We start from the raw sequence: 14030 nt of genomic DNA, 5'->3' as shown, positions 1-14030 counted from the left end.
GCGCCTAGGCCGGGCGGGTCTGACCGTCTCCCCACACGATCCATTTGGTCGAGGTCAGTTCGGGCAGGCCCATGGGTCCGCGGGCATGCAGCTTCTGGGTGGAGATGCCGATCTCGGCGCCGAAACCGAACTGCTCTCCGTCGGTGAACGCGGTGGACGCGTTGACCATCACTGCCGCCGCGTCCACCTGTTCGGTGAAGCGCTGGGCCGCAGCAAGATTCGTTGTCACGATGGCCTCGGTGTGCCCGGTGCCGTACTCGTTGATGTGGGCGATCGCGCCGTCGACCCCGTCGACCAGAGCCACGGCGATGTCCATCGAGAGGAACTCGGTGTGCAGTTCCTCGTCGGTCGGATCGGCGTGCACCGTGACACCGGCGGCGCGCAGCGCGGCGGTCAGCCGGGGCAGCGCGGTCGCCTCGAGCGCCTTGTCCACCAGCAGTGTCTCGGCGGCATTGCAGACGCTGGGACGCCGGGTCTTGGAGTTCAGCAGGATCTTCTCGGCCAGGTCGATGTCGGCGGACTCATGAACGTAGACATGGCAATTGCCGACACCGGTCTCGATGGTGGGCACTTGCGCGTCGCGCACCACGGCCTCGATCAGGCCGGCTCCCCCGCGCGGGATCACCACGTCGACCAGACCGCGGGCCTGGATCAGGTGGGTCACGCTGGCGCGGTCGTGGCTGGGCAGAAGTTGCACGGCATCCAATGGCAGACCGACCGACGCCAGCGCCGAACGCAGCGCGGTCACCAGTGCCTCGTTGGACCGGGCCGCCGACGAACTGCCGCGCAGCAGAGCCGCATTGCCCGATTTCAGGGTGAGCCCGAAGGCGTCGACCGTGACGTTGGGCCGGCCCTCGTAGACCATGCCGACCACGCCGAGCGGTACCCGCTGCTGACGCAGCTGCAGTCCGTTGGGCAGCGTGCGGCCGCGCAACACCTCGCCGACCGGATCCGGCAGCCCGGCGACCTGGCGCAGACCGGCGGCGATGCCGTCGACCCGTTGTGGGTTGAGCGCCAGGCGGTCCAGGATCGACTCGGGCGTCCCGGCCTCACGCGCGGCCTCGACGTCGGCAGCGTTGGCGGCCAGGATCTCGTGGACGTGGGCCAGCACGCTGTCAGCGGCGGCGTGCAGTGCGCGGTTCTTGGTCTCGGCGCTCAACGTGCCCAGGGTGCGCGCCGCGACACGGGCCCGACGCGCGGCCTCGTGCACCTGCCCGCGCAGGTCGACGTCGGGCACCGCAGTCGTCGGAGACTCTGTCTGAACGCTCATCTAGCCAGCGTATCGGACCTGTTGAGGTGCTTCGACACGTGTCAGGCGCCGGTAGCAACTAGCCTTTTCAGTCATGGCCGCTGCGCGGGTTTGCGTCGTCGGGAGTATCAACGCCGATCTCACGTTCACCGTCGGTGCGCTGCCGCGCCCGGGACAGACGGTGCTCGCGTCATCGCTGGCCTCGGCGCCCGGCGGCAAGGGCGGAAACCAGGCGGTGGCGGCCGCGCGGGCCGGCGCCGAGGTGGAACTGGTGGCCGCGGTCGGTGACGACGCCGCCGCCACGATCCTGCGCCGTCATCTCCAGACCAACGGGGTCGGGGCCGACGCCGTGACGTGTGTGCCCGGCCCCAGCGGGTCGGCGGCGATCCTCGTCGACACCGTCGGCGAGAACTGCATCGTGGTGGCGCCGGGCGCCAACTCGCGACTCGAGGTCGATTCCGCGGCAGCCCGGTCGGCGATCGTCTGGAGTGAGGTCACGCTGATCCAGTTGGAGATCCCGGTGACGACGGCGATCGCCGCGGCCAAACTGGCACGGGCTGCCGGTGCGGTGGTGATGCTCAACGCGTCGCCCGGCGGCACCCCCGCCCATCATCTGCTGGCCCTTTCCGAACTGGTCGACGTCGTGGTGGTGAACGAGACCGAGGCGGCCGAGTGGCACTGGCCGGTGCGGCATCTGGTGATCACCCGGGGCGCCCGGGGCGCCAGTTACCTGGGCGCCGACGAGCGCTTCGACGTGCCGGCCCCCACGGTGCGGGCGCTGGACACCGCCGGGGCCGGTGACGTGTTCGCCGGGGTGCTGGCCGCCGGCTGGACCGCGGGCCACGAGCAGGCGCTGCGGCGCGCCTGCGCGGCCGGAGCCCTGGCCACCTTGGTGCGCGGGGCGGGCGACTGCGCGCCGTCGGCCGCAGACATCGATGCCGTCCTGACCCCCTGAGACGGCCAACTGAAGCGGATACCGTTGGCGTTATAGTCGCCACCATGACGCAGGCTCTGTCCCCACGCCCGCCCGAGGGCGACTGGCTCGGTACCCCGTACCTCAAGTTCGAGCGCCAGGGGCCGTTCGGCGTCGTCACCCTGGATCGCCCAGAGGCCCGCAACGCCATGACCCCGGCCATGTACTTCGGCATCCGGTACGCGGTCACCCACGTCGAGGCGGATCCGGATCTGGCCGGCCTGCTGATCACCGGCACCGGGGACGTGTTCGCCCCGGGCGGTGACCTCGGCGGCGGCAACGGCGTCGACGACTGGATGAGTTTCGGTGCGGCCCTGTCGATGGACGTCACCCCGTTCGAAACCCTGCGCCAATCGGTCAAGCCGGTGGTGAGCGCGGTCAACGGGCTGTGCCAGGGCGGCGGCCTGCAGATCGCGATCTGCAGCGACATGGCCGTGGTCAGCGACCGGGCCACGTTCCGGGTGCCCGAGTTGTACCGCGGCATCGCCGACACCTACTACAGCCAGATGCTGGCCCGCCTGATCGGCGTGGTCCGCACCCGCGATCTGATGTTCACCGGACGCACGCTCACGGCGCAGGAGGCGGTCGACTGGGGCATGGTGGCCAGGGTGGTTCCGCACGACGAATTACTCTCCGCCGCAAACGAAGTGCTCGCCCAGTGCTGCCGCACCGCGCCGCGCGCCCGCGGCGTGGTCAAGTCCAGCCTCGACAGCTACATGGGCCTCTACGACCGGATCGGCATGAAGGCCAGCTACAGCGGCGACGAGGCGATGGAGGGATTCCGCGCCTTCAAGGCACGCCGTTCACCGGAGTGGGTCCACCCGGACCTGCGGGGCGAGGGCCGGCTCTAGACGCTGACCACCTCCTGCGCGGCGTCCGACGCGGGCTGCACGTTGGCCCCGGGCCCCGCCGTCGGCAATGCGACCTGCACGTCGGAGATGTTGATGACGCCGAACTGGGTGAAGTTGAGGAACGGTGTCGCCGAAGTGGTGATCTGCACCGTCGCGGTGTGCCCGGGCTCCAGCGTGTACGCCACGGCCTCCATCGGGATGGTGACGGTGTGCTCCTTGCCGTCGAGGGTGACCGGAATCGGCGTGACCACGTTGCCGATCACCTGGCCGGTCTGGTCGTCGACGATCTGGGCGTAGACGTGACGGCTGGTGCCGATGCCGGAGTACGTCATCGTCAGCTCGGGTGCACCGACGATCTGCGTGGTGCCCTCCGACGGCGCGGTCACCGTGGTGTTCACGGCGTTGGTGGCCTTGGTGCCGTCACCGAGCCCGAACGGAATCCCTGCCGCTCCCGGTCCGGAACCGCCGAGGATCGGGACGATGCCCAGCAGGCCGCCGCTGCCCGACGCCGTGACGGGGGTCCCGGCGAAATCGGGGTCGGACGGCAGCAGGTCGGACGTGTAGTGCTCGCCGTTCTGGTCGATCCACTGGAACGTAGGAAGACCATCGTCGACGTCCTCACCCTTGTGCTTGACGTAGGTGTCCAGCCAGCTCAGCGTGGCGGTCTGGACCATCTCGGCGCTGTCCCCCGGCGGGGTTTCGCAGTTGCCGTGACCACCGCAGAACCAGACCATCTTCACCGGAACCCCGTTGGCGTCCAGGATCTTGGCGTTGTCGATGGCCTGCTGCAGCGGGAACAACACGTCGACGGTGCCCTGGATGATCAGCGTCGGCGCGGTGATCTTGTTCACCAGCGAGGTCGGGCCGCTACTGGCGAGGACGGCCTGCTGCTCAGGGGTCAGGATGCCGAGCAACGCACCCGTGAAGATGCCGCTGTACAGCTGGTTGTTGATGTTCGCGCCGCTCGTCACCAGGGACAGCAGCAGCAGCGCCGCGTACGACGTCTTGAACGCCTCATTGGGGTACAGCGAGCTGTTCAGCGAGTTCCACGAGATCGTCGGGACGATCGCGTCGACCCGGTTGTCGGTGCCCGCCGTCACCCACTGGATGCCGCCGCCGTACGAGCCGCCCACCATGCCCATGCGCGGGTCGTTCACGCCGTCGAGCTGTGTGTTGGGCCGCTTGGCGACGTAGTCGATCAGGGCCGACATGTCACGGCCCTCGAAGAACGGATTGTCCAGCTGCAGGATCCCGCCCGAAGCGTGCTCGCCGCGGGAATCCCAGGTGACGACGTTGTAGCCGTTGTCCCGGAAGGTGCCGACGCCGGTCGCGCCGCCGGAGTACGGGTTGGTGTCACCGGCACTCGACAGACCGGCGCCGCTGAAGATCGTCGGCGCCTCCTCCCCTGCCTGCAGGCCCGACGCCGGGAACCAGTTCATGCTGATCGGCGTGCCGTCGAAGGACGTCACCTTGACCGTGTAGGCCACCGGGGTGTCGCCGGGCGCCAGCGCCCCGACGTCGACGCTGACGTCGACCACCTCGGCGTCGCCGATGAGCGGGGCCAGCAGGTCGTTCACCACCGGCACCTGGTGCACGATCACCAGCACCTGCGGCACGAACGAGCCGACGATCGGGATCTGTTGCAGCGCAGCGTCGAACGCCGTGGTTTCCGCGACCAGCACGGTGAACTTCTCGGTGCCGTGGCTGTCGACGACGGTGGCATACGGCAGGAACGTGAAGGTGCCGTTGGCCGAGTTGAGCCGGACCTTGCCGCCCGCGCTCGGGTCGCCGATCACGGTGTAGGTGAGCGGTAGCCCGCTCGTGCTCGTCGCGCCCGTGGTGCCGTTGATGATGCCGTCGGCGATGCCGACCGACGGGGTCGCGGTGATGCCGCCCGGGCTCGCCAGTGCGGGTGAGACGGCGGCCGTGGAGAACTCCCGGCGCGCGGCGGCGAGCAGAACCCACTCGGCGGGCGAATCGGTCCGCGGCGCATTCGGCGAATTGCCGGCCAGGGTGGTGGCGATGTTGTCGACCACGGTCTCGATCAGGCTCCGCACGGGAGCCGGGGCCGTCTCGGTCTTCGTCGTCGGGGTGACCTCTGGTTTCGCTTCGGGTGCGTCGACGGCGCCGGTGTCAGCAGCCTCGATCGTGGGTACGTCGGGAGCGGCGACCTCGTCCTGGGCACGATCACGCAGGGGGCGCGGCAGTTTCGGCGTCAGCGACGACAGGACCCGCGGCGTCTCAACCTCGGTGGCCGCCGCGGGCTTGGTGGACTCAGGCGTCTTGGAGTCACCGTCACGGCGGGCCGGGCGGGCCGCAACCCTGTCCTGGGCATCCGAGAGCCGGTCGGTGATCGACTGCACGACATCGGATGTCGGCGTCGTCGAGCTGACCCGATGGCGGCCGGATTCGCCGAGCTTGGCGGCCCGGTCCTTGATCGCCGCGCGGACCGCGGCCTGCCGCAACGAGCGGGCGCTCTGCCGTTCCTTGGCCGGCCCTTTGTTCGTGGCCGGCGCGGACGCGGACTCGGACGATGAGTCACCCGGACCGGGCGACGCCGAGGCGACGGGGGTGCCCGTGGCCTGGCCACCCAGAACGACCGCCGACCCGACCCCGAGCGCGACTGCCAATCCTCCTACCCGACCGACGTACTTCGCAGCACCCAACGCAACCTCCTCGACCCGGCATCCGGCACCGCCGGACTGTGACCCGCCGCACATTAGCGCGACAACGTGAGCCAGAAGGTTAGCTTGTCAATTTTTTGCGTCGTCAATTGGGTGAACCGGCCGTTTGGCCAGGTCACGACGCGACCTAGCGCTCGGGGACGTTGCGCTCGATCTCGTCGAGCCAGATCCGTGCCGACATGTCCGAGGGTGCCCGCCAATCCCCGCGGGGCGACAGGGCGCCGCCGTGCGACACCTTGGGGCCGTTCGGCAGCGCCGACCGCTTGAACTGGGAGAACGAGTAGAACCGCTGCGCGAACACCTGCAGCCAGTGCCGGATCTCCTTGAGCGAATACGCCGGGCGCTTGTCCTCGGGGAACCCCGCGGGCCAGTCACCGAGCGCCGGGTCATGCCAGGCATGCCAGGCCAGGAAGGCCACCCTCGACGGACGGAACCCGTGACGCAGCACCTGGAACAACGAAAAGTCCTGTAACGCATACGGGCCGACCTTGGCCTCGCTGCTCTGGATCTCCTCGTCCTCGCCGGTGGGCACCAGCTCCGGGGTGATCTCGGTGTCCAGCACCGACTGCAGGACCTCGTTCACCTCAGCGCCGAACTGGTCCGATGAGATCACCCACCGGATCAGGTGCTGGATCAAGGTTTTCGGCACCCCGCCGTTGACGTTGTAATGCGACATCTGGTCGCCCACCCCGTACGTGGACCAGCCGAGCGCCAGCTCGGACAGGTCACCCGTGCCGAGCACGATGCCGCCGCGCTGGTTGGCCAGCCGGAACAGGTAGTCGGTGCGCAGGCCGGCCTGGACGTTCTCGAACGTGACGTCGTAGACCTTCTCACCACGGCCGAACGGATGATCCATCTCGGTGAGCATCAGCTCGGCCGTTTTCTTGATGTCGATCTCTTCGAACGTCACGCCCAGCGCCCGGCTCAACCGGATGGCGTTGTTCTTGGTCCGGTCGCCGGTGGCGAAGCCCGGCAGGGTGAACGCGAGAATGTCGCTGCGCGGGCGATTTTCCCGATCCATCGCCCGCGCGGCGACGATCAGGGCATGAGTGGAATCGAGACCGCCGGACACCCCGATGACCACCTTCGGATAGTTCAGCGCCCGTAACCGCTGTTCCAGTCCCGAGACCTGAATGTTGTAGGCCTCATAGCAATCCTGTTGCAGCCGTGCAGGATCCGCCGGAACGAACGGGAACCGCTCGACCTCACGAAGCAGCCCGATGTCCCCCGTCGGCGGATCGAGCTGGAACTCGATGCGACGAAACGAATCCACCTGAGCACCATGGTGTCTGGCGTTGTCGTCGAAGGTGCCCATCCGCAACCGCTCGGCCCGGAGCAACTCCAGGTCCACGTCGGCCACCGAGCGTCGTTCACCGCGCGGAAAGCGCTCACTCTCGGCGAGCAGCAGCCCGTTCTCCCAGATCATGGTCTGGCCGTCCCAGGCCAGGTCGGTGGTCGACTCCCCTTCGCCGGCAGCCGCGTACACATAGGCGGCCAGGCACCGCGACGAGGCCGAACGGGCCAGCAGCGCACGGTCTTCGGCACGGCCGACCGTGATCGGGCTACCCGAGAGGTTCGCCAGCACCGTCGCCCCGGCGAGCGCGGCCTGCGCGCTGGGCGGCACCGGCACGAACATGTCCTCGCAGATCTCGACATGCAGGACGAGCCCGGGAAGGTCGGATGCCTCGAACAGCAGGTCCGGTCCGAACGGAACCTCGGCGCCGGCCACCCGGATGGTGCCGCGGACGTCAGCACCGGTTGCCATCTGCCTGCGCTCGTAGAACTCCCGGTACGTCGGCAGGTAGGACTTGGGTGCCACGCCGAGCACCGCGCCGCGGTGGATGACGACCGCGGTGTTGTAGATCCGGTGCCGGTGCCGCAGCGGCGCGCCGACCACCAGTACCGGCGTCAACACCACCGACGCAGCGACGATTTCGATGAGGGCCTGTTCCACCGACTCGAGCAGCGCGTCCTGCATCAGGATGTCGTCGATCGAGTAGCCCGACAAGGTCAGCTCCGGGAACACGGCGACGGCCACGCCATCGTCGTGGCAGGCCTGCGCCAGGCGGAGCACCGATTCGGCGTTCGCCGGCGGGTCCGCCAGCGCCGTGTGATGAGTGCAGGCGGCGACCCGCGCGAAACCATGGTGGTAGGCGCTGTAGAAGTCCATCGGGCCCATTGTCACCCGAAAAGTGTCAAGATCGGGCCACTGGGTACCAAATGACGCATGAGCGATACCGCGCTGGTGGTTGTGGACATGCTCAACACCTACCGACATGAGGACGCCGAACTACTGGCACCCAACGTGGCACACGTCATCGATCCGCTGGTCGGACTGATCGACGGCGCGCGTCGGGACGACAGCGTCGACCTGATCTACGTCAACGACAACTACGGTGATTTCACCGCGCAGTTCAGCGACATCGTCGGCGCCGCACTGGCCGGCGCGCACCCGGAATTGGTGCGCCCGATCGTGCCCGCGGACGACTGCCTGGTGCTGACCAAGGTGCGCCACAGCGTGTTCTACGCGACCGCGCTCGATTACCTGCTGGGCCGGCTCGGCACCCGGCGGTTGATCTTGGCCGGCCAGGTCACCGAGCAGTGCATCCTCTACAGCGCATTGGATGCCTATGTGCGACATTTCGAGGTGGTGATCCCGTCCGATGCCGTGGCGCACATCGACGCCGGCCTGGGCGAGGCGGCACTGCAGATGATGCGCCGCAACATGAGCGCCGAGATCGTGCCCGCGGCGAAATGCCTGAATTGACCGGCGGCCTATCCTGGCGAGGGTGGACGCCCCTGAACTCGTCTCCCTCCTGCAGGGACGCCGCCTCGCGGTGTTGACCGGGGCAGGCATGTCGACCGATTCCGGTATCCCCGATTACCGCGGCCCCGACTCCCCGCCGAGCAACCCGATGACGATCCGGCAATTCACCTCCGATCCGGAGTTCCGGCAGCGGTACTGGGCCCGCAACCACGTCGGCTGGCGCCACATGGACGCGACCATGCCCAATGCCGGGCACCGCGCCCTTGCGACGCTGGAATCCGGCGGGGTCGTGACCGGACTGATCACCCAGAACGTGGATCTGTTGCACAGCAAGGCCGGCAGCCGGTCGGTGGTGAACCTGCACGGCACCTACGCGCAGGTGATCTGTCTGGATTGCGGCGCGACCATGGACCGTGCCGAGCTGGCCGCACTGCTGGAGGCGGCCAATCCCGGCTTCCTCGAACGCGCCGAGGCGGTCGGCGGTATCGCGGTGGCGCCCGACGCCGATGCCGTGGTCCGCGAAACCGACTCGTTCGTCATCGTGGCCTGCCCGGCCTGCGGGGGCATGCTCAAGCCCGACATCGTCTATTTCGGCGAGAGCGTCCCCAAAGACCGTGTCGAACAGGCGTATTCGATGGTGGAAGACGCCGAGGCACTGTTGGTCGCCGGGTCCTCCCTTACGGTGTATTCAGGCTATCGATTCGTCCGGCACGCGGCCGCGCACGACATCCCGGTGGGGATCATCAACCGCGGGTCCACCCGCGGCGACGACCTGGCCACGGTCAAGGTCGAAGCGGGCTGTTCAGAGATGTTGACCCTGTTGGCCGGTGAGCTCAGAACGTGCACGGCATCGACCGGATAGCGTGCACGAAGTTGCCCGCCAGGTAGGCCGGTTCGCCCGCTTCGATGCCGGGCAGCTGATGCAACAGCTCACCGAAGAGCGCCCGCAACTGCGTCCGAGCGACGTGCGCACCGAGGCAGAAGTGGCGCCCACCGCCTCCGAATCCCAGGTGTGGGTTGGGCTTTCGGCTCAGGTCGAACGCCTCGGGCCGGTCGAACACCTCGCCGTCCCGGTTGCCCGAGGAATAGAACATCACCACCTTCTCCCCCGCCGCGATCTGCTGCCCGCCGAGTTCGACGTCGACGGCCGCGGTGCGGCGGAACGTCATCACCGGAGTCGCCCACCGGACGAACTCCTCGACCGCGCCGCCGATGCGGTCGTCGAAATCGGCCATGAGCCAAGCGCGTTGGTCGGGGTGGTCGGTCAGGGCCCTGAGCGCGTGACTGGTGGTCTGGCGGGTGGTGTCGTTGCCCGCCACCGCCAGCAGGACGAAGAACGCCGCGACCTCGGCGTCGGTGAGCCGGTCGCCGTCGACCTCGGCGTGGACCAGCGCGCTGATCAGATCGTTGCCCGGGTTCTCCCGGCGTTCCGCGGCAAGCGCATTCGCGACCTGATGCAGGTACATCTGGTTCTGCATCAGCACCTCGAGCGGGTGCCGCCCGGCCAGGTAGACCGGGTCGGCCCACGACACCAGCGCGTCGGCGGCATGCGCCACCCGCTGACGCTCGGACTCGGGGATCCCGACCATGTCCGACAACGTGCGAATCGGTAGTTCCTTGGCGCACTGATCGACGAAGTCGACCCCGCTGCCGACCTCCTTGAGCTCGGCCACGATGTCGCGGGCGTTGTCCTTGATCGAGGTTTCGATGCGGGCCACCTGGCGGGGCGTGAACGCGGCGTGGACCAGCTTGCGGATCAGGGTGTGCCGGGGCGCATCCATCGCCAGGAAGGACTGCGAGGCCTCCAGCAGCTCTTCGGGAACGGACTCGAACAGGACCCCTTTGCCCGAAAGGAATGTCTCGCTGTCGCGGCTGATCGCCACGATGTCGGCGTGCCGGGTCACGGCCCAGAATCCGCGATCGTCGGGATCGGGCATGAGCGCGTCCTCGACCGGTGGATGCCAGCTGACCGGGCGGGAGGCGCGCAGCTCGGCGAAGGCGACTTCGCGATCAGCGGCCGTGGTGGCCCAAAACACCCGTGACGACAGGTCGACCGGGTCGTAGGGGCGGGCGGAAGAGGGCCAGGAAGCAGCGGATGTGATGGGCGACACACTCATGTTGGTGACGATAAGTCTAGACACTATGTCTAGTCAAGGTGTGACGAGGACCGATACGCTGGGACCATGCCATCGGTAACGCGGAAACCGCAGGCCAAACGGGAGGAACGGCGCGAGCGGATCGAACGCCAACTGCTCGACGCCACCGACCGGCTGATGGCCGACGGCACCAGCTTCACCGAGCTCAGCGTCGACAAACTGGCCACCGAGGCCGGCATCTCGCGGGCCAGCTTCTACATCTACTTCGAGGACAAGGGTCATCTGCTGCGCCGGCTGGCCAGCCAGGTGTTCGGCGACCTGACCCAGGCCGCCGAGCGGTGGTGGAGCGTCTCCGGCCGGCGTGACCCCGCCGACGTCCATGCCGCCATGTCGGGCATCATCGCCAGCTATCGCAGCCACCAACCGGTGTTGATCGCCCTCAACGAGATGTCGGGTTACGACCCACTGGTCGGGCAGACCTACCGGGAGCTGCTGGCCGGGATCGGCGATCAGCTCACCCGCGTGATCGAGGACGGTCAGGCCGACGGATCGATCCGGCCGCACCTGCCCGCCGCCACCACCGCGAGCACCCTGACCTGGATGGTGGAACGCACCTGCCACCAGAACCTGCCGTCACACCCGGCGTCCTACGACGCAGAACTGGCCGACACACTGACCCAAATCATCTGGGGTGCGCTGTATCTGGAGGCCCCACCCGAATGATTTCGGTGCATCTGGCGGCGGTGCGCGCCGGTGGATGCACCCAAATCGCTAGGTGGCGACCAGATCGTCGGCGTGCACCGCGGGCCGGCGCAGCTCGGCCGGCAGATCCGGCGTGGAGCGGCCGATGATCGCGGCCAGCTCCGAGGCCTCGTAGGCCACCACACCGCGCGCGACGGTCTGCCCGTCAAGCCCCCGCAGATCCACCACGTCACCGCCGTGGAAGTGACCGGTGACCTCGGTGATCCCGGCGGGTAGCAGCGAGCGCCGCTGTTTGACGACGGCACGCACCGCGCCGTCGTCGAGGGTCAATGCCCCGTGCGACTCCGCGGCGTGCCGAACCCAGAACCGGCGTGCCGACATGCGCTCGGGCCGCGGCGCGAACACGGTGCCGACCGAGGCATCGCTCAGCGCCGCACCCGCGTCCGCCGCGGCCGCCAGCAGCACCGGCACCCCCGCATCGGCGGCCAGCAGGGCCGAGGACAGCTTCGAGGCCATGCCGCCGGTGCCAAGGTGGCTGCCGCCACCGGCCACCACGCCGTCGAGATCACGTTGCGCGGCCACCTCGGGAATGAAGCGCGCGTTGCCTTTTCGCGGATCGGAGTCGTACAGCCCGTCGATGTCGGACAGCAGGATCAACGCGTCGGCGCCGACCAGCTGGGCCACCAGCGCCGAGAGCCGGTCGTTGTCGCCGAACCTGATCTCGTTGGTGGCCACGGTGTCGTTCTCGTTGACGATCGCCACCGCGTGCAGCGCGCGCAGCCGGTCAAGCGTGCGCTGAGCGTTGTTGTGCTGCACCCGCATCGCAATGTCATGGGCGGTCAGCAGCACCTGCCCGACCGTACGGTTGAAGACCGCGAACGCCGAACTCCAGGCATTGACCAACGCCACCTGCCCGACGCTGGCCGCCGCCTGCTTGGTCGCCAGATCCGTTGGGCGCTTGGACAGTCCGAGCGGTTCGATACCGGCAGCGATGGCACCGGAGGACACGATCACCAGATCGGAGCCGGCCTTCATCCGGCCTTCGATCGCCTCGACCAGCACCGCGAGCCGGCCCGCGTCGAAGACGCCGGACGGCGTGGTGAGCGCAGTGGTGCCAATCTTGACGACGACGCTGCGTGCGGTTCGGATCGCCTCGCGATGTACCGAGGGCGACGAGTCTGCGCTCGTCACTCGTCTTCGCTCCCCGGCTGGCGCCGCTCCTTCCGGGCAGCCTTGCGTTCGGCCGCACCGATCCGGTCGGTCTGCTCGAGCCGGATGTCGGTGCCGCGACCGGTCAGCGGCATGTCCACGCCGGCAGGGGTCTGCGGTTCCCAGTCGAAGGTCATGTCGCCGATGGTCACGGCACAACCGGGCTTGGCCCCCTTCTTCCACAACGCGTCCTCGACGCCCAACCGTGCCAGCCGATCACCGAGGTAGCCGACGGCCTCGTCGTTGTCGAAGTTGGTTTGCGCGATCCAGCGCTCGGGACGGGTGCCGCGCACGATGAACCCGCCGTATCCGTCGGTCTCGACGGTGAAGCCGCTCTCGTCCACGGCGATCGGCCGGATCACCGGGCGCCTCGGCACCACCGCGGGCTGCGCATCGCGGTAGGCCTTCACCATCTCCCACAGCGCAAAGATCAACGGGCGCAAGCCGTCACGGCTGACCGTCGAGATCTCGTACACGGGCCAGCCGAACTTGGACCGGACCTCTTCACGCACGAAGTCGGCCAACTCCCGGGCATCGGGAACGTCGATCTTGTTGAGCACCACCGCACGTGGCCGCGACGTCAGGTCGCCGAGCGTGGAATCGCCCTGCAGGGTCGGGGTGTAGGCCGCGAGTTCGGCCTCCAGCGCCTCGATGTCGGAGATCGGATCACGCCCGGGTTCCATGGTGGCGCAGTCGACGACATGCACCAGTACCGCGCAGCGCTCAAGGTGCCGAAGGAATTCCAGGCCGAGGCCGCGCCCCTCGGACGCACCGGGGATCAGGCCGGGCACGTCGGCGACGGTGAAAGTGTTGTCACCGGCCGAAACCACGCCCAGGTTTGGCACCAGCGTGGTGAACGGATAGTCGGCGATCTTCGGTTTGGCGGCCGAGATGGTGGACACCAGAGACGATTTGCCCGCCGAGGGGAAGCCGATCAGGCCGACATCGGCGACGGTCTTGAGTTCGAGGGTGAGATCGCGGGTCTGGCCCTTCTCCCCCAGCAGGGCGAACCCGGGAGCCTTGCGGGCCCGTGAGGCCAGCGCCGCGTTGCCGAGACCACCGCGTCCACCTTGCGCGGCTTCGAAGCGGGTACCGGCACCGACCATGTCGGCCAGCATCCGGCCGTCCTCGTCGAGCACCACCGTGCCGTCCGGCACGCGCACGATCAGATCTTCGCCGGCGGCGCCGTCACGGTTACTGCCCGCACCCTGCTTGCCCGAGGGTGCGACGACATGGGGATGAAAGTGGAAGTCCAACAGGGTGTGCACCTGCGGATCCACGACGAGCACGATGCTGCCGCCGCGACCACCGTTGCCGCCGTCAGGACCGCCGAGGGGCTTGAATTTCTCGCGGTGCACCGACGCGCAGCCGTGGCCGCCGTTCCCTGCACTCGCATGGATGACGACGCGGTCGACAAACCGTGGCATCGGACATCCTCTCCGTCGAATGTGAAGCTATCGCGATAGTCCTATCGAGAACTCGCAGCTGCTTCACATTCG

General features: G+C 68.3%; 11 protein-coding genes. 5 read left to right on the top strand and 6 right to left on the bottom strand.

Going from position 1 to position 14030, the window contains the following annotated elements; translation table 11 throughout:
* Positions 1-4: 4 nt before the first annotated feature.
* Entirely contained in the window at positions 5-1270 is a 1266-nt protein-coding gene (locus tag G6N57_RS16870; RefSeq protein WP_077741357.1) for a glutamate-5-semialdehyde dehydrogenase, read from the bottom strand.
* A 73-nt stretch (positions 1271-1343) separates the two neighbouring features.
* Between G6N57_RS16870 and G6N57_RS16865 the strand changes: the two genes are divergently transcribed.
* Positions 1344-2204, top strand: coding sequence for a PfkB family carbohydrate kinase (locus tag G6N57_RS16865; RefSeq protein ID WP_097926060.1), 861 nt, complete (start codon positions 1344-1346; stop codon positions 2202-2204).
* A gap of 44 nt (positions 2205-2248) precedes the next feature.
* The gene (locus G6N57_RS16860; protein WP_077742038.1) at positions 2249-3073 is read left to right on the top strand and encodes an enoyl-CoA hydratase/isomerase family protein; all 825 of its coding nucleotides are present in this window, start codon (positions 2249-2251) and stop codon (positions 3071-3073) included.
* Here G6N57_RS16860 and G6N57_RS16855 read toward each other — a convergent pair.
* Together G6N57_RS16855 and G6N57_RS16850 are read right to left on the bottom strand one after the other, a co-directional pair.
* Complete coding sequence (locus G6N57_RS16855) at positions 3070-5739, bottom strand: S15 peptidase family protein (RefSeq protein WP_077742039.1); 2670 nt, start codon at positions 5737-5739, stop codon at positions 3070-3072. The genes G6N57_RS16860 and G6N57_RS16855 overlap by 4 nt on opposite strands.
* Before the next feature lie 145 nt (positions 5740-5884).
* The gene (locus tag G6N57_RS16850; protein ID WP_077742040.1) at positions 5885-7927 is read right to left on the bottom strand and encodes an NAD(+) synthase; all 2043 of its coding nucleotides are present in this window, start codon (positions 7925-7927) and stop codon (positions 5885-5887) included.
* Positions 7928-7984: 57 nt separating this feature from the next.
* On the opposite strand from G6N57_RS16850, the gene G6N57_RS16845 reads away from it, so the two are divergent.
* Positions 7985-8524: a cysteine hydrolase family protein gene (locus G6N57_RS16845; protein ID WP_077741358.1), complete on the top strand. Its 540-nt coding sequence runs from the start codon at positions 7985-7987 to the stop codon at positions 8522-8524.
* 22 nt (positions 8525-8546) lie between these two features.
* A complete protein-coding gene (locus tag G6N57_RS16840; protein ID WP_077741359.1) occupies positions 8547-9386 on the top strand; it encodes an NAD-dependent protein deacetylase in 840 nt (279 codons plus the stop codon).
* Here the strand turns inward: G6N57_RS16840 and G6N57_RS16835 are convergent.
* Positions 9358-10641 (bottom strand): cytochrome P450, encoded by a 1284-nt coding sequence (locus tag G6N57_RS16835; protein WP_077741360.1) that lies wholly within the window; start codon positions 10639-10641, stop codon positions 9358-9360. The two genes, G6N57_RS16840 and G6N57_RS16835, sit on opposite strands and share 29 nt — an antisense overlap.
* Before the next feature lie 66 nt (positions 10642-10707).
* Here G6N57_RS16835 and G6N57_RS16830 point away from each other — a divergent pair, with 66 nt between their 5' ends.
* Complete coding sequence (locus tag G6N57_RS16830; protein WP_077741361.1) at positions 10708-11343, top strand: TetR/AcrR family transcriptional regulator; 636 nt, start codon at positions 10708-10710, stop codon at positions 11341-11343.
* A gap of 48 nt (positions 11344-11391) precedes the next feature.
* Here G6N57_RS16830 and proB read toward each other — a convergent pair whose 3' ends face one another.
* Complete coding sequence (proB, locus tag G6N57_RS16825; RefSeq protein WP_077741362.1) at positions 11392-12513, bottom strand: glutamate 5-kinase; 1122 nt, start codon at positions 12511-12513, stop codon at positions 11392-11394.
* Positions 12510-13958, bottom strand: coding sequence for a GTPase ObgE (obgE, locus tag G6N57_RS16820; protein ID WP_077741363.1), 1449 nt, complete (start codon positions 13956-13958; stop codon positions 12510-12512). Before obgE ends, proB begins: the two co-directional genes overlap by 4 nt.
* Positions 13959-14030: the final 72 nt, after the last annotated feature.

It is taken from the genome of Mycolicibacterium boenickei, from assembly GCF_010731295.1.
GTDB lineage: Bacteria > Actinomycetota > Actinomycetes > Mycobacteriales > Mycobacteriaceae > Mycobacterium > Mycobacterium boenickei.
Note: the sequence above shows the minus strand (reverse complement) of the source record. Positions and strands in the feature narration are given on the sequence as shown.

What these genes read in the sequence shown, in the direction of transcription:
- G6N57_RS16850 (WP_077742040.1), bottom strand. Translation starts at nt 7,927, where the DNA reads ATGGACTTCTACAGCGCCTACCACCATGGTTTCGCGCGGGTCGCCGCC.
- obgE (WP_077741363.1), bottom strand. Translation starts at nt 13,958, where the DNA reads ATGCCACGGTTTGTCGACCGCGTCGTCATCCATGCGAGTGCAGGGAAC.
- G6N57_RS16845 (WP_077741358.1), top strand. Translation starts at nt 7,985, where the DNA reads ATGAGCGATACCGCGCTGGTGGTTGTGGACATGCTCAACACCTACCGA.
- G6N57_RS16830 (WP_077741361.1), top strand. Translation starts at nt 10,708, where the DNA reads ATGCCATCGGTAACGCGGAAACCGCAGGCCAAACGGGAGGAACGGCGC.
- G6N57_RS16860 (WP_077742038.1), top strand. Translation starts at nt 2,249, where the DNA reads ATGACGCAGGCTCTGTCCCCACGCCCGCCCGAGGGCGACTGGCTCGGT.
- G6N57_RS16865 (WP_097926060.1), top strand. Translation starts at nt 1,344, where the DNA reads ATGGCCGCTGCGCGGGTTTGCGTCGTCGGGAGTATCAACGCCGATCTC.
- G6N57_RS16835 (WP_077741360.1), bottom strand. Translation starts at nt 10,641, where the DNA reads ATGAGTGTGTCGCCCATCACATCCGCTGCTTCCTGGCCCTCTTCCGCC.
- G6N57_RS16870 (WP_077741357.1), bottom strand. Translation starts at nt 1,270, where the DNA reads ATGAGCGTTCAGACAGAGTCTCCGACGACTGCGGTGCCCGACGTCGAC.